Origin of the sequence: Erythrobacter sp. KY5, assembly GCF_003264115.1 — a bacterium.
Classification (GTDB): Bacteria; Pseudomonadota; Alphaproteobacteria; order Sphingomonadales; family Sphingomonadaceae; genus Erythrobacter.
This window is the reverse complement of the sequence record NZ_CP021912.1, coordinates 828,557-842,352: the sequence shown is the minus strand read 5'-3', so window position 1 is coordinate 842,352 and position 13,796 is coordinate 828,557. Positions and strand designations below refer to the sequence as shown.

At 61.9% G+C, this 13,796-nt stretch carries 16 protein-coding genes and 1 tRNA gene; 4 read left to right on the top strand and 13 right to left on the bottom strand.

Annotation, left to right across the window (positions count from 1 at the left end; translation table 11 throughout):
• Positions 1-133 precede the first annotated feature (133 nt).
• Entirely contained in the window at positions 134-850 is a 717-nt protein-coding gene (locus CD351_RS04150) for a queuosine precursor transporter (protein ID WP_111991444.1), read from the top strand.
• A 127-nt stretch (positions 851-977) separates the two neighbouring features.
• On the opposite strand, the gene CD351_RS04145 is transcribed toward CD351_RS04150, so the two are convergent.
• The 7 genes from CD351_RS04145 to CD351_RS04115 form a co-directional block, all read right to left on the bottom strand.
• A tRNA-Lys gene (locus tag CD351_RS04145) sits at positions 978-1,053 on the bottom strand.
• A gap of 56 nt (positions 1,054-1,109) precedes the next feature.
• A complete protein-coding gene (folK, locus tag CD351_RS04140) occupies positions 1,110-1,598 on the bottom strand; it encodes a 2-amino-4-hydroxy-6-hydroxymethyldihydropteridine diphosphokinase (RefSeq protein WP_111991443.1) in 489 nt (162 codons plus the stop codon).
• Between the two features lie 13 nt (positions 1,599-1,611).
• Positions 1,612-2,487 carry an N-carbamoylputrescine amidase gene (gene aguB / locus CD351_RS04135; RefSeq protein ID WP_111991442.1) on the bottom strand — a complete coding sequence of 292 codons (876 nt, stop codon included), beginning with the start codon at positions 2,485-2,487 and terminating at the stop codon, positions 1,612-1,614.
• Between the two features lie 12 nt (positions 2,488-2,499).
• Positions 2,500-3,285 carry an SIMPL domain-containing protein gene (locus CD351_RS04130; RefSeq protein WP_111991441.1) on the bottom strand — a complete coding sequence of 262 codons (786 nt, stop codon included), beginning with the start codon at positions 3,283-3,285 and terminating at the stop codon, positions 2,500-2,502.
• Between the two features lie 111 nt (positions 3,286-3,396).
• Positions 3,397-4,122: a hypothetical protein gene (locus CD351_RS04125; RefSeq protein WP_162627597.1), complete on the bottom strand. Its 726-nt coding sequence runs from the start codon at positions 4,120-4,122 to the stop codon at positions 3,397-3,399.
• A gap of 23 nt (positions 4,123-4,145) precedes the next feature.
• Positions 4,146-5,030: a class I SAM-dependent methyltransferase gene (locus CD351_RS04120; protein ID WP_111991439.1), complete on the bottom strand. Its 885-nt coding sequence runs from the start codon at positions 5,028-5,030 to the stop codon at positions 4,146-4,148.
• A 50-nt stretch (positions 5,031-5,080) separates the two neighbouring features.
• Complete coding sequence (locus CD351_RS04115; RefSeq protein WP_111991438.1) at positions 5,081-5,941, bottom strand: class I SAM-dependent methyltransferase; 861 nt, start codon at positions 5,939-5,941, stop codon at positions 5,081-5,083.
• A gap of 148 nt (positions 5,942-6,089) precedes the next feature.
• Between CD351_RS04115 and msrA the strand changes: the two genes are divergently transcribed.
• Both msrA and CD351_RS04105 read left to right on the top strand, forming a co-directional pair.
• A complete protein-coding gene (gene msrA / locus CD351_RS04110) occupies positions 6,090-6,635 on the top strand; it encodes a peptide-methionine (S)-S-oxide reductase MsrA (protein WP_111991437.1) in 546 nt (181 codons plus the stop codon).
• 40 nt (positions 6,636-6,675) lie between these two features.
• Positions 6,676-7,491 (top strand): hypothetical protein, encoded by an 816-nt coding sequence (locus tag CD351_RS04105; protein ID WP_111991436.1) that lies wholly within the window; start codon positions 6,676-6,678, stop codon positions 7,489-7,491.
• 6 nt (positions 7,492-7,497) lie between these two features.
• Here CD351_RS04105 and CD351_RS04100 read toward each other — a convergent pair whose 3' ends face one another.
• The 3 genes from CD351_RS04100 to CD351_RS04090 form a co-directional block, all read right to left on the bottom strand.
• On the bottom strand, positions 7,498-8,721 hold the full coding sequence (locus CD351_RS04100) for an NRAMP family divalent metal transporter (RefSeq protein ID WP_111991435.1): 1,224 nt from the start codon (positions 8,719-8,721) through the stop codon (positions 7,498-7,500).
• 69 nt (positions 8,722-8,790) lie between these two features.
• Positions 8,791-9,171, bottom strand: coding sequence for a hypothetical protein (locus CD351_RS04095; protein WP_162627596.1), 381 nt, complete (start codon positions 9,169-9,171; stop codon positions 8,791-8,793).
• Positions 9,172-9,184: 13 nt separating this feature from the next.
• Positions 9,185-10,444: an RsmB/NOP family class I SAM-dependent RNA methyltransferase gene (locus CD351_RS04090; protein WP_111991433.1), complete on the bottom strand. Its 1,260-nt coding sequence runs from the start codon at positions 10,442-10,444 to the stop codon at positions 9,185-9,187.
• Between CD351_RS04090 and CD351_RS04085 the strand changes: the two genes are divergently transcribed.
• Positions 10,443-10,673 carry a DUF1674 domain-containing protein gene (locus CD351_RS04085; protein WP_369880781.1) on the top strand — a complete coding sequence of 77 codons (231 nt, stop codon included), beginning with the start codon at positions 10,443-10,445 and terminating at the stop codon, positions 10,671-10,673. The two genes, CD351_RS04090 and CD351_RS04085, sit on opposite strands and share 2 nt — an antisense overlap.
• Before the next feature lie 18 nt (positions 10,674-10,691).
• Here CD351_RS04085 and CD351_RS15670 read toward each other — a convergent pair whose 3' ends face one another.
• The 3 genes from CD351_RS15670 to hemH all read right to left on the bottom strand — a co-directional run bounded on the left by CD351_RS15670 (position 10,692) and on the right by hemH (position 13,794).
• Positions 10,692-11,159 carry a hypothetical protein gene (locus CD351_RS15670; protein WP_162627595.1) on the bottom strand — a complete coding sequence of 156 codons (468 nt, stop codon included), beginning with the start codon at positions 11,157-11,159 and terminating at the stop codon, positions 10,692-10,694.
• Positions 11,160-11,202: 43 nt separating this feature from the next.
• Entirely contained in the window at positions 11,203-12,630 is a 1,428-nt protein-coding gene (locus tag CD351_RS04075) for a cytochrome P450 (RefSeq protein ID WP_111991431.1), read from the bottom strand.
• Between the two features lie 129 nt (positions 12,631-12,759).
• Complete coding sequence (gene hemH / locus CD351_RS04070; protein WP_111991430.1) at positions 12,760-13,794, bottom strand: ferrochelatase; 1,035 nt, start codon at positions 13,792-13,794, stop codon at positions 12,760-12,762.
• Positions 13,795-13,796 lie beyond the last annotated feature (2 nt).

Below are 13,796 nucleotides of genomic sequence, written 5' to 3'. Positions count from 1 at the left end.
GGCGACCGTTGCACGGCGCAAAGGCGTGGCAGCTTGTGCGCGGGCGCGCAAGAGGACTCTGGCACCTGCGCGGTTGACAGCGTCGGCGCTCACGCTTTTCTTTTGGCAAGCGCTGGCTTAACGCCGTGGTACGATGACCGAGACCAGACCCGCGCCTGCAACGCCCGAAACTGACCCGACCGATCTGATCGGCAAGTTCCCGATGGGCCTGTTCGTCTACATCATCCTCTATGGAGGAATGACCGTTCTTGCTGGCGTGGTCGCGTACAAGCAGGTGCAATTGTGGCCCACGCCGCTTGCTGTCGAAGCGGGGATTTTTCCTTTCCTTCTGCTGGTCGTGATTACCAGCACGATTGCCCAGCTTTACGGAAAGAAGCTCGCCAACAGGCTGGTCTGGGTCGGCTTTTTGCCGCTCGCCTTGTCGGCTGCGCTGATCTTCCTCGTGCTGTCGCTGCCCGCCTCGGTCGAGATGCTGGAGTTTCGCGCCGACGACCTTGCCGCGTTCGAGCGGGTTCTTGGCCAGACGCCGCGCATCCTGATGGCTGGACCGGCGGCTTACATCACCTCGCTGCTGCTCAATGTCTGGATCTTCTCGAAACTGCGCGGCGATGGTGAGGCGACGACGATCGGGCTGATGATTCGCGGAGCCATCGCATCGGCGCTCAGCCAGGCGATCGATTCGGTGATCTTCATCACACTGGCCTTTTATGGCGAGTTCGACATTACCGATCTGCTGATCGGTCAGGTCCTCGCGAAAGTCACGCTGAGCATCGTGCTGGTGCCGTTCCTGATCACCTTCGGCGTGAAGCTCGCCAAGTGGCTGGATGCGAGGCAGGCGGCGACTGCCTAATTCGTCGCGCAAATCGGTCGCACGGCGACCGCAAGCCCGACCGGGCGCCCGCAGCGGGTCCGCAGCGAAGCGAAGGACATCTAGCGAGGATGCAGTCGCGGATGCGGCTGCGCAAAATAGGATAATATGGTGAGCCCTGCTGGGTTCGAACCAGCGACCTACTGATTAAAAGTCAGTTGCTCTACCGACTGAGCTAAGGGCCCCCACGGGGTCGCGCGCGGGCTGTGCCTATTGGATCGCTCGGCGCGCGTCGGAGCGCTCACCTAGGCAGGGTAGCCTTGCGGGTCAAGCGGGCTTTCAACTGTCGCACATTTTGGCCCGAAACCGGATCGCGCCAATCGGGTGCGATCGCGCTTGCAGGGGTCAGGACAAAGCCGCGCTCGCGAAAGCTTTGATGCGGGATAGTGAGAGCGCGGCTGCGCCACACGCCGCCGCTCCAAAGCACGATATCGAGGTCCAGCACGCGGTCGCCCCAACGCCGCGATCCGCGCCGCCCAAACTCGCTTTCGAGCCATTTTAGCCCTGCCAGCATCGATTCGGGATCGTACTCGCTCTCAATAAGCGCTGCTGCGTTTGCGAAACGCCGACGAGCAGCACCCATGGGAGCGGACGAGATGACCGGCGAGCGCGCCGTCACTGTGCCCAGAGCCGAAAGCTCCTCCATCGCCGCATGCACGACGTCGCGAGGCAGTCCGTAGAGATGGTGCCGCCGATTGGATCCCAGCGCGACGAGAAAGGTGCTGCTCACGTGAGTGTTCGGCTCAAATGTCTTCCGCGATGCGGCCGTACAGTTGCGGGCGGCGGTCGCGGAAAAAGCCCATGCCGGCCCGGTGCGTGGCCGAGCGTGCCAGGTCGAGCGTTGCGACCAGAACCCCACTTTCAGCCGCACCGAACTCCTCGACCAGATCGCCCCACTCGTCGCTGATGAAGGAATGGCCGTAGAATCTCTGCTCTCCCGTAGGCCCTTCTGCGCCGATACGGTTCGAGGCGATGACCGGCATGCAGTTCGAAACCGCGTGCCCGATCATCGCGCGACGCCACATGCGGCTTGTGTCGAGGTCGGCGTCGTATGGCTCTGATCCGATGGCGGTGGGATAGAGCAGCATTTCTGCTCCTTTGAGCGCCATGACCCGCGCGCATTCAGGATACCATTGATCCCAGCAGATGCCGACGCCGATGCTCACAGTCTGCCCCTGATCGCCCGGCACGTTCCAGACCTTGAAGCCGTCATTGCCGGGACGGAAATAGTACTTTTCCTCGTAACCGGGACCGTCGGGAATGTGGCTCTTGCGATAAGTCCCCATCACCTCGCCGTCGGGGCCGATCATGGCGAGCGTGTTATAATGGTGATGCCCGTCACGCTCAAAGAAACTGGTCGGGATTGCCACCTTCAAACGCGCCGCAAGCTCGCGCATCGCGATGACGCTCGGGTGCTCGGCAGTGGGTTTTGCCAGCGCGAACAGCGCCTCGTCTTCCTCGCGGCAGAAATAGGGGCCGGAAAACAGTTCGGGCGGCAGGACCAGCTTTGCACCGCGCTGCGCGGCCTCTTCGACCAGCGCGGCGACGGCGGCGATGTTTTCGCTCTCTTCCTCGCGTTGAAGCTCGAGCTGGAGGGCTGCGACGGTGAGTGTGTTCATGGGGCGTAGCGCTTACTTCTCCCGCAAGGCGAAGTCCACTTGCACGCTCACGCTGCTGGTCGTCTGGCCCGGCATGATCGTGGAGCGATTGCTCGTCTGCACGGCAGATTCGGGGCGGATCGACATGGGCGGAGGCGGAGCGACCGGCGGAGGCGGCGCATAAGCGGCAGCGTCCATCGCGGTCGCCATTGCGCCGCCAAGATAACGCCCGCCCTGCGATCCTCCCGCATCGCGGATGTAGAGCACGCGCGAGATTTCCATGTCGGCAGCCTCGGCATAGGCTTCGGCGCGTTTGCGGGCGTTGGCATAGGCATTGGCGTAGGCCGTGTTCGCCGCCGCCTCGACATCGGAGATACGCAGTTCGGGGCCGGAGACGATATTCGCGCCAACGCCCGTGACAGCGGTGACCGCCTGCCCTGCAAGGTCAACGTCGCGCACCCGCACGCTCAGCGTGTTGTAAGCTTGGAACTGCCCGCGCCGGTCGCCATAATTGATCCGCTCGACATTGACCGCGCTGGTCTGGATGTCCTTTTCCTCGATCCCGAGTTCGAGCAGCGCGGCGACGATCTGGTCGATGTCATCCTGCGTTTCCTCGCTCGCTCGCTCGGCGTTGCTCGCCCAGTTCTGGACGCCCGCCTGAAAGCGCGCTTCGTCGGGGCGCATGTCGGCTTCGCCCGTGGCGCTCACCGATAGAAGCGTTTCAGCGCGGTCCACCCCGCGCGGGTCGCCCGTAGATGAACCGCAGGCAGCAAGCGCAAAGGCGAGCGCCGATGCGCCGGCAAGCTTGATCGAATTCATGATTGTATCCTTCCATTGGCGAGACACTCGCCGATGGAAGGATATGGTGGTTTTTCAACGTGAACCGGGATTGAACGCGCGATCAGGAGGCATCAGCCGCCGCCCCTGTCTTCAAATCCTCGCGTTCGAAAAAGCGCGGCCGGAAACCGCCCGTGATGCAAAATGCCACAGCCAAACCCCGATGATCAGGCGTCCGAGCGGCTGAACGGCAGGATAGATCCACGGGGCCAGCGATGGAGGGAGAAGAGCGGGACCGCCGAATTCGGTGATGATTATGGTCAAGGTCAGGAGACTGGCGAGCAGCAGAAAAAGCGCGACGACTTTCTCCGCTCGCTTGCCTTTTGCATACGCCGCGGCAAGCGCAAGATTGCCGATGAAAAACCCGATGATCAAAAGCACGTAGGCGGCATCCCAAAGGCCGTCATAGATCGCCTTGCGCACCTCCATCGTCGCCCGGATCGCCTCATCGCCCGCCAGCCATGCCAGCCTCCAGCGGTCATAGGCGAAAAGTGTGAGACACTGCTGAGCCGCCTCGGTTGCTGCCCAGAGGCCAAAACCGGCCAGCCCCAGACAAGCAAGCACGCGCTGCGAAGTCCAGATTGCCGCGACCAGTCCGACTGCTGCCGTCATCACGAGAAACGGGTGCAGCAGGTAGACCCAGGCGCGCAATCTGTAAGCCGGGTTCTCAACGAGCGCCATCACATCCGCCAGACCGTCCATCGGCGGATAAAAGCGCGGCGCAAAGATCAGGATGAGAGTGGTGACGGCTGACAGCGCGGATGCGATTGCCGCGATCCGGTAGAAATTCGCATATGTGCGATCGCCCGAGCTTGCCAACTCTTGCATCCTTCTGCGACTGCCTATTCAGCTTTCCTGAAAAGCAGCGTCATCCTGTCGCTTTCGCCGATGGCGGTGTACTTGTCGCGGTCCTGATCGCCGAGCGCATAGGTCGGCGGCAGCGTCCACACGCCTGCCTCGTGATCGGCGGTGTCGGCGGGGTTCGCGTTGATTTCCGAGCTGTCGACCAGTTCAAAACCGTTTTCGGAGAAGAAATCGACCAGGTCTGCTTCTTTCAGGTAGCCAGCATTGCCGTCCGCGAATTCGTCTGCCGCATCGGGCTTGGCGCGGTGTTGCACGACGCCGATCACGCCGCCGGGCTTCAGCGTATCGCGAAGCGCAGCGATCTCGCTTTCCGCGATCCCCCAGCGCAGCAGGTTGTGCATCATGCGGATGATAAGGACCGTATCGACCGTGCCATCAAGTTCGTCAGGGATCGAATCCCCGAAATGGAACGGCAGCTTCTCAGCCTCGATGCCGAGCGCCTCGGACTGTTCGGCGGAGAAGTTCTCGCCCCCTTCGCGAACCCGCGCTTGAAAGTCGGCTCCCAGAGAATCGATACCTTCGGGTGCAAAGCCAACCGCGATATATTGGCCTTCCTCGGCAAGGTACGGCGCAAGGATGCGCGTGTACCAGCCGCCGCCCGGCGCGTATTCGATCACGGTCTGATCCGGTGCCAGCCCGAAGAAGGCGAGCGTTTCGCCCGGATTGCGAAATTCATCGCGCTTTGCGTCATCGGCGCGGCGTTCATGCGCGAGGACTTCAGCCAACACCTCATCATCGATCACGTTGGCTGCCGGTTCGTCATCGCTCGGCGCCTGTTCACCGGGCGCGCAAGCCGCCAGTGCAAGCACGCTGGCAGCCGCGATGGTCCAATGGCGCACAGCGCCCTTCGTCGAGGTCATCATCTTTCCTCTCCCTGTTCTGTGATGTGTCCGCTCGCCCCCGAGCGGATTGCTCAGTCCGCCTTGCGGAACAACAGCGTCATGCGGTCGCTTTCGCCGATCGCCATGTAACGTTCGCGGTCCTGATCGCCGTAACGAAGGATCGGAGGAAGCGTCCAAACGCCGCCTTCCCAGTTGGCGGGATCGTTGGGATTGGCGTTGATTTCGCTTTCGCCGGCAAGTTCGAACCCGTTGGCTTCGAAAATCGCGACGACGTCCTGCTTGCGCATGTAGCCGCGCTGGCGTGCGCCGTAATCGTCATAGCTTGCGCCTTCGGGCGCGCGGTGCTGAACCACGCCGACCATGCCATCGTCCTTGAGCATCATGCGCGCAGCCTTAAGCACATCGTCAGCCGAATTGCCGATATTGAGCCCGTGCATCGAACGGAAGATCAGCACGCGGTCAACGGTGCCGGCAGCTTCTTCAGGCATTTCGTCGGTTTCGAAAGCCATCACTTCGCTCGCTTCAACGCCCATGCTTTCGGCAAGGTTCGACTTGAAGTCCTCGGTCCAGCCCTTGGAGCGGGCTTCCTGTGCGCGGGTTTGGTAGGTGCGGCCATCGCTGTCCTGATTGAAAGCGATATATTGGCCAGCGGGCATCAAGTAGGGCGCGAGCACACGGGTGTACCAGCCGCCGCCCGGACCATATTCCGCGACCGTCATGGTCGGCTCCACGCCGAAAAAGGCGAGCGTTTCGGCCGGGTTACGATATTGATCGCGCGCGCGATCATCGTCGCGGCGTTCATGCGCCAGCACCTCTTCAAGCGAGGGTGCGGCGGCATCCATATGGGCTTCAGCAGCAACCGGCGCGGTAAAGCTGACAAGGGCAGTTCCAGCAGCGAGAGCTGCGAGCGGAGCAAGCAATTTGATATTCATGGCGGCGAGTCCTCTTTCTCCAGTGTCGTGGCACGACTCCTGACGCGGGAAGCCCGCGATGACAAGACATCTGGTTGAATGAGCGCTCGCCACTGGCAATACCGGTCGGCCTTCCTATGTCGTTTGTCGAAAAGGAGACTGAATAGACATGGAACAAGCGATCATTGCAGGCGGATGTTTCTGGTGCACCGAAGCGGTGTTCCGCGATGTCGTAGGGGTAAGCGAGGTCGAAAGCGGCTATATCGGCGGCAGCGTCGAGAACCCTACCTACAAGCAGGTCTGCACCGGCAATACCGGCCACGCCGAAGGCATCCGGGTGACGTTCGATCCGACCGTGACCAGTCTGCCCGAGATTTACGACATGTTTCTCGGCACGCATGACCCGACCCAGCTTAACCGGCAGGGCGGCGATGTCGGCACGCAATACCGCAGCGCGATCTTCCCGCTTTCGGCAAAGCAGGGCGAAGAAGCCAAGGCAGCAATCGGGCGCTGGAATGCTTCGAACGGCAAGATGGCCGTGACCACGATCGAGGGGCTTGAGGGCGATACCCAGACCGCGACCTGGTATCCGGCAGAGGATTACCACCAGGAATATTGGGAAGGCGAAGGCCAGCGCAATCCTTACTGTCTTGCCGTGATCCCTTCCAAGCTGATGAAACTGCGCAAGAGTTTCCAGAACAAGGTCAAGGCGTAAACAGCCAGCCATCGGGATCGCCCGGAAAGAGGGGAGCGCGATGCCCGACTACACAAACAATCCGTATGCGACCGGGCAAGTCATCACGGATGACGGCTCGGTCGCTTTCGACTGTTCGCTGGACACGCAAAGGCTGCCCTGGCTGACCCTGCCTCCGCATCACCCCGTGGTGATACAGACACAGGCATTCTGGACGGCCGTGGGCGCTTCGGTCGCGCTTTCAGGGCTTGAGGCGACGCAGTGGAGCGCGCTGACCTGGATCGATTGGGATCTGGGCGATCAATCGGGCGGACACGCGGTGCGCGGCGTCTACACCCGCGATGAAAGCTCGGACAATCCCTCTTACGACGTCGTGCTGTTCAACGCAGCCGGTGCGGTCATCGTTACCATTCGCGGGCGCGGTGTCGTGTTTCGCAACCGCAATTTCGAGAAATGGCGAGAAGGCTCCAAGGAAGAGGCGCGCAAGGCCGCGCCACAGAATGATTTCGTCTATGCGGAGCGTCAGGCGTTGGGCCTAACACGGCACGAACGCGTGCTCGTCGCACCTTTCGCGACGGGTTCAGACTATGTCGAGGCGCTGGTCACGCCGCAGAACGGTTTTCCTCCCGGCAATCCGGTGATCGGCGGCTCGGGCGACCATGTGAATTCAACCCATTTCCACGAGATCGCACGCCAGGCGCTTTTCCTGATCAAGGGTCGCACAGATATCGACACGAGCGGCGAGATGACGCTCCGGCGCTATGTCGAGCTGGGAACGCCGCTAAGGCTCAACATTCACGAAGATGCAGAACGCGCGATCACGTTTGAGCTTGAGCAGATGGACCGGACCTGCGCCGAGATCACCTTGCGCTGGTAACAGCGCTCACAGCACGAAGTAGGCGATCGCAAGGCTGGTCATCACGGCAATCGCGAACAGGTTGAGCGCGCGAAACGCGTTCGAAGGGCGCGCCTCCTCCGGCATCGAACAGCGCGTGACAACGAGGTGGTTCAGGCTCGCGATCACCGGCGCGCCGACGAAAGCCGCGCTGGTCGCAAGGTCGAGCATGGCGGTAAAGCTGCTGGTGAAAGCGTAAAGAACCGCCGCCGTAAAGGCGATCAGCAGCGGGATCGCGATCCGGTAAACATGCGTGAACTGCGCCTCGGTCTGCGTGCCCACGGTCTGCTGCCACACCGACGCCACGTGACGCCCTCCAATGTCGAGCGCGGCCAGAACCGTCGTCGTCATCACCGACAATGCAGCAACCGAAGCAAGCAGAGCGGCGCTTTCGCCGAGCGTGCTTGAATAAAGCGCGATGATCTGCTGCGCGAAGCCGGGTGCGCTGGTTTCGGGCGCGATGCCATCTGCATGCATCACGCCCGCTCCGATCACGCAAAAGCACAGCGCCAGAAATGCCGTCATGATGTAACCCGACGCGAAAGCGCGCCGCGCATCGGCCAGGCCTGACTGGTGGTCCTTGTCCTCGCGGCTTTCAGCCTCGGCGATCCACATCGAGGTCGTCACCGACACGTCGAGCGGATTGGGCATGAACCCGGCAAGCGCGACCACGAACAGGATAGCGCCCGGATCGCTGACCCAGCCCAGCGCGCCGATCGTGCTCCAATCCACCCGTGGCAGCACGAAAGCGGTAACGAGCAGCGTCGAGACCACCAGAAACGCGACAAGCACGCGGTTGATGAGGTCTAGCCAGTCATACCCGCCGATCAGCAACACCGCCCCCGCTGCTGAAAGCACGATAAGCGCGAGCAGCGGCACGGCGATGTCGAAGCCGAAAACGGCAATTGCGATGCCTGCCGTTGCCGACGCGAGCGCTGCATAGATCACCGGCACCACGAGGATCGCGAAACACGCAAAGACAATCGGCGCCCACAGGCCGAGTTCGCGATAGCCGTGGACAAGCGACCGGCGCGCCGCGTGGCCGTAATCAACCCCGAAGCGGAAGGCGGGATATTTGAGGATACAGGCGAGCGCGATCACGCCCATCAGGCCCAGCCCGTAAACCGCGCCCGCACGCGTCGATTGAATCAGGTGCGATGTCCCGATGGCGGCCCCGGAAAAGAGCAGCGCGGGACCGATGATGCGCCACATGAAGACGGCCTCCCCCTCAACCGATGGGTTCGCACAGCGCGCGGCGCGATGAAAGCTCTTTCGCGCCAGTCAGACCCAGCGCGACCAGCGACACTTGATCGCGTTGGCCTTGCAGAATTCGTGGAGCCCATCTGTTGCGCGCGCTTCGCCGGTGTAGCGTTTGACGAGGATATCGAAACAGCGCTCTGCGATGGTGTCGTCCGTCCCCTCGTCATGGGACTTCGCCTCCCCGCCGCTATCGGCAAGGAGCGCGGCGTGAAGGGCCGGCAATTGCGGGGCTTCGATATCGAGCCAGAATTCGTAATCGCTGCTGCCCCAGGCCGCCTCGACCGATGCTCCTACGTCGAGCGTGTAGAGGCGCAAGCGATCGTTCTCATCCAGCGACAAGGTGACGCTTCTGACGGGCGGCGTGAATGGGTCTTTGTAAATAAGGACATTTCGCTGGGACACGGTGTTCCTTTCGTTATGCGTGCTCTGATATCGGCCTGCGCCAGCGCGCCACGAAAAACCCGTCCAGCCCGCCTTTCTCACCGAGCATTCCGGGATGCGTTCGAACATGGCCTTGCGGCGTGGGCATGAGGCCTGCTGGAAGTTCGCCTTCAGTGACCGGCACAGGCTCAAGGCCCAGCTGCGCATTGATCCATGCCGCCTGCTCCTCGCCCTCTTCGGGTTCGAGCGAGCAGACCGCATAGACAAGCGTGCCGCCCGGTTTGAGCCACTGAGCCGCGCGGCTCAAAAGGTTGTGCTGGATCTCGACCATCTCGGCAATCTGGCGCTTGCCGATGCGGTGGAGCACATCGGGGTGGCGGCGACAGGTACCCGTAGCGGTGCAGGGCGCATCGAGCAGGATCGCATCGAAATGGTGCTTCGGCTCCCATTGAAGCGCATCGGCCCGCACGGGCGAGGCTGCAAGGCCGGTGCGCTTGAGGTTTTCCTTGAGAGTGCCCAGCCGCCGCTTCGATATGTCGAGCGCGGTTACGTCCCAGCCCGCGCTTGCGAGCGCCATGGTCTTGCCGCCGGGCGCAGCGCACAGGTCGAGCGCGTGGCCCTTCCCCTTACCGATCACCATCGAAGGGATCATTGCGGCCAGATCCTGCACCCACCACGCACCGTCCTTGAACCCTTCGAGGCTCTCGATCCGGCTGCCGCGCGGGATGCGGACATGGCCGGGTGCAAGGCTCTCGCCGCCCAGCTTCGCCTGCCACTGCGCCGTTTGCGAGGCGTCCTTTATGTGCAGGTCCACCTCGGGCGGGTGGGCCAGACCACGCGCGATCTCGTCTGCCATGTCGCCCCACCGTTCGCGCACATCGGCTGGCAGCGTGGGCACGTCAGGCAGCGCCGCCTCGCGCTTCATCAGGGTCGAGAACACCCCATGCGCGAGCCTCCTCGGACCGCCCGACAAAAGCGGCAGGCCGGTCGCGATCACCGCATGTGGCGGCGTCTCGAGCCTCAGCGCCTGAGCGAGCATCAGGCGCAGCACGCTGCGCGGTTTGGCATCGTCCGGGAGCCTCTGCCGCGTCGCGCTGTCGATCAGCGCGTCAAGATCGGTCAGCCATCGCAACGCCTCCCCCGCAATCGCACGGGCAAGCGCCTGATCGTTGGCGTCGCGCACATCGCGAAGCGCGCCGGGCGCGGCCTGTTCCAGCGTCTCTCCCCGGCGCAGAACAGCGTCGAGCATCTTGAGCGCAGCGCGGCGCGCGTGAATTCCGGTGGGTGTTGCCATGGACGCCGCCCTAACGGGACTTGAAACCATGCGCCAGCTTGTGCGTATCTATAGGCGTATGACCAAAGAGAAATCCCAACCCGCAAAAGACTTCCAGAAGCCCGCGCACTGGACCAACGATCCTGTGCCAGAGCCCAAGGCGGTCGACCCGATGAAGGACGAACCGCGCGAGATTTCTCCGACCCGCTATGGCGATTGGGAGAAAAACGGCATCGCCTGGGACTTCTGATTTATCGATCTGCGCGACTTACGGTCGAAGTTCCGGCTGAGAGCGGGAGCTGACACCTCTTCCCACCTCGAAATTCGCTGCGTATCGAACGACGCCTCTCATAGTTACACAGGTTACCACGCTGATTTCGCCGTCGCGGCGAAACAACTCGCACATCCCGATCGCTGGACGCCAACGGCGATCCTGCTGACGGGTTTCGAGGATTTTCCACCTCTCACCTTCCGGTTGTGTTCGAAACTCCACAGCAAACCTGCGGCCGGTGTCGATGAAGCGAAATACGACATTATCGCCCGCGCGCTCAATGCGAACGGAATCGCAATCTACGAAGAACACGCCTTCAGCAAGGAGCGGGGCGTAGCGGTCGGCGTAAAAGCATTGCCCTTCGCCGATCTCAGGCAGATTCTGCGCGCTGACGGATGTTGCCGCCGCAGCCGCGGCTGCGACACAGGCGGCGCCCATGGCGAAGAATCGGTTTCGCGCTGTCATGCGAGCAGATTTGCGCCGCATTCGCTGCACGAAAGCTGAACCGTCACAGCGGCTTGAACGTCACCTTCAGCCCGTCCTTGGGCTGCGGGATTGGCCAGGCCTGCCAGTCGGGCGCGTAACCTTCGGGCGCTTCGATGCGGTAGCGTTGCAGCAGCTGCGCCATCAGCACTTTCACCTGCATATAGGCAAAGTGCAGGCCAAGACACATATGCGCGCCGCCGCCAAAGGGCACCCACGCATATTTGTGCCGCGCCTTCACCTTGTCAGGCGTGAAGCGCATGGGGTCGAAGGTCTGCGGATCGTCCCAGTATTCGTCCGAATAATGCGTCCAGTAAATGTTGATCCCGACATGCGCGCCCGCCGGGATGCGATAGCCGCCGAACTCGAAGCTCTTGAGCGCACGGCGCGGCATCGAGGGAACGGGCGGCATCATACGCAAGGCTTCCTTGAAGGCCATGTCGGTAAGCTCAAGCTTGCCCAGATCGTCGTAGTCGAGCGGACGCGGATTGCCTTCGCCGTCGGGGCCGCTGGTTACCGCGATAATCTCTTCACGCAGCTTTTCCTGCCATTCGGGATTGATCGCGAGATAATAGATCAGCGAGGTCGCCGACGACGTGATCGTGTCATGTGCGGCCATCAGCAGGAAGCTCATGTGATCGACCACTTCGTCCACGGGCAGCAACTCGCCATCTTCGCGGGTCGCGGTTGCGAACTGGCTGAACATGTCCTGCCCGCCGCCTTCCTTGCGCCGCCTGATCGTTTCGGCAGTGAGGAATTCGACCATGAATTTGCGGCCATCGACGCCCTTTTTCATCTTGGTGAAGGGCAGTGGGCTGCGCACAGGCGCGACGCTTGCCTGCACCATGTCGACAAAGGCAGTGTTGATCGCGTCAGCCTCTGGCCCCCACGGAATGCCGAGGAAGCTGTCGGCTGCAAGGTCGAGGGTGAGCGACTTGATTGCGGGGTAGAACTTCATCTCCCCTTCCCACTTGGCGACTTCGCGCGAAATGCCCGAATTCAAAGAGCCCGCATAATGGCGCATCGGACCCGGCTTGAACGCGATGGAAAGCGCGCGCCGGTCGATCCTGTGGTGATCGAAATCGAGCAGCATCAGCCCGCGCGGAAACAGCTGGTCAAGGACCGGGCCCCAACCTTGTTCCGATGAAAAGATCTTGTCCTTGTTGAACAGGACAAGTTCGTTCGCCTCGGCCCCGATCAGCGCGACGTTCCAGCCGCCAAAGGCGTGGGTCTTGTACACCTTGCCGTAGTTTTCGATCATGTAGCTGGTGAAAGCGTGCGGATCGGCAAGCGTGCGGAAAGTGTTGCCGACCAGCGGCCAGCCTTTTTCGCCCGGAATGTGGTCGAGGGCAGAATCTTCGGGCACACCTTCGGACCAGTGTGCCGGCATTGTTTCGCCGCTCGGGGCGTCGGTATTGGTGTTGTCGTCAGGTGTCTTTGCAAGCGATGCCATGAGTGGCGGCTCCGGAATTGGGCTGGCTGGGTTGGTCGGTATGCTATGTGCTACTTACCACAGTGTAAATAGCCACACACTTAACCAGATAGGACCAATCCGCCCATTCGACTGAATTGGGGCCGCTTGCTAGATCCAGCCCGACAATTCGCGCCTTATCATCGCATCGAGCATCGCAACGCCAGATTGCGAGACATTCAGGCAATCGAGCACGGCATATTCCTCGCCGCCTGCCTCCAGAAATTCGTCGCGCCCTTCAAGAGCGAGTTCTTCCAACGTTTCGACACAATCGGCAGCGAAGCCCGGTGCGGCAACGACAAGGCGCTTGGTGCCCCTCTCGCCCTCTTCGATCAGCGTGTCGTCGGTTGCAGGCTCAAGCCATTGTGCAGGGCCGAAGCGCGACTGAAACGTGGTCTTGAACTCCACCCCTTCAAATTCGGGGCGAATTTCCAGGCGTTCGCGCAGCAGGCGTGCGCTCTTGTGGCAGTGGCAGTGATAGGGATCGCCGCGTTCAAGGGTGCGCTGAGGCATGCCGTGGAAGCTCAAGAGCATGGTTTGCGGCTTGAACGACAAGGCACCCACCTGCCGCGTCAGATCGTCGGCCAGCGCGGTGAGGTAAAGGTCATCGTCGTGATAAGGCGGCAGGAAGCGCAAGGCGGGCTGCCAGCGCATTTCGCGCAGCACGCGGGCCACTTCGTCGAACACGGTCGCGGTCGTGGCCGCGCAATATTGGGGGTACATCGGCGCGATCAGGATGCGGTCGCAGCCCTTCTGCGTCAGCTCCCCGATGCGCTTTTCAATGGAAGGCTGGCCGTAACGCATCGCGTAATCGACGATTACCTTTTCGCCCAGATCATCGGCAATCGCTTCCGCCTGACGGGCGGTGATATCGGCCAATGGCGAGCCGCGATCGGTCCAGATCTTGGAATAGGCCTCGGAGCTTTTCTGGGGCCGCGTATTCAGAATGATGCCGCGCAGGATCGGTTGCCACGCGATTGCGGGGATTTCGATCACGCGGCGGTCGGACAGGAATTGCTTCAGATAGCGCTTAACCGATCCCGGATCAGGCCCGTCTGGCGTGCCCAGATTGACCAGCAGCACGCCGATCGAGCCGCTCGAAACAGGCGGGTGGTCGTTGGGAAGGTGCTGTTTTTGCCAGGTCATGT

What these genes read in the sequence shown, in the direction of transcription:
- CD351_RS04150 (WP_111991444.1), top strand. Translation starts at nt 134, where the DNA reads ATGACCGAGACCAGACCCGCGCCTGCAACGCCCGAAACTGACCCGACC.
- aguB (WP_111991442.1), bottom strand. Translation starts at nt 2,487, where the DNA reads ATGAACACACTCACCGTCGCAGCCCTCCAGCTCGAGCTTCAACGCGAG.
- CD351_RS04130 (WP_111991441.1), bottom strand. Translation starts at nt 3,285, where the DNA reads ATGAATTCGATCAAGCTTGCCGGCGCATCGGCGCTCGCCTTTGCGCTT.
- CD351_RS04120 (WP_111991439.1), bottom strand. Translation starts at nt 5,030, where the DNA reads ATGATGACCTCGACGAAGGGCGCTGTGCGCCATTGGACCATCGCGGCT.
- CD351_RS04115 (WP_111991438.1), bottom strand. Translation starts at nt 5,941, where the DNA reads ATGAATATCAAATTGCTTGCTCCGCTCGCAGCTCTCGCTGCTGGAACT.
- msrA (WP_111991437.1), top strand. Translation starts at nt 6,090, where the DNA reads ATGGAACAAGCGATCATTGCAGGCGGATGTTTCTGGTGCACCGAAGCG.
- CD351_RS04105 (WP_111991436.1), top strand. Translation starts at nt 6,676, where the DNA reads ATGCCCGACTACACAAACAATCCGTATGCGACCGGGCAAGTCATCACG.
- CD351_RS04100 (WP_111991435.1), bottom strand. Translation starts at nt 8,721, where the DNA reads ATGTGGCGCATCATCGGTCCCGCGCTGCTCTTTTCCGGGGCCGCCATC.
- CD351_RS04085 (WP_369880781.1), top strand. Translation starts at nt 10,443, where the DNA reads ATGGACGCCGCCCTAACGGGACTTGAAACCATGCGCCAGCTTGTGCGT.
- CD351_RS04090 (WP_111991433.1), bottom strand. Translation starts at nt 10,444, where the DNA reads ATGGCAACACCCACCGGAATTCACGCGCGCCGCGCTGCGCTCAAGATG.
- CD351_RS15670 (WP_162627595.1), bottom strand. Translation starts at nt 11,159, where the DNA reads ATGACAGCGCGAAACCGATTCTTCGCCATGGGCGCCGCCTGTGTCGCA.
- CD351_RS04075 (WP_111991431.1), bottom strand. Translation starts at nt 12,630, where the DNA reads ATGGCATCGCTTGCAAAGACACCTGACGACAACACCAATACCGACGCC.
- hemH (WP_111991430.1), bottom strand. Translation starts at nt 13,794, where the DNA reads ATGACCTGGCAAAAACAGCACCTTCCCAACGACCACCCGCCTGTTTCG.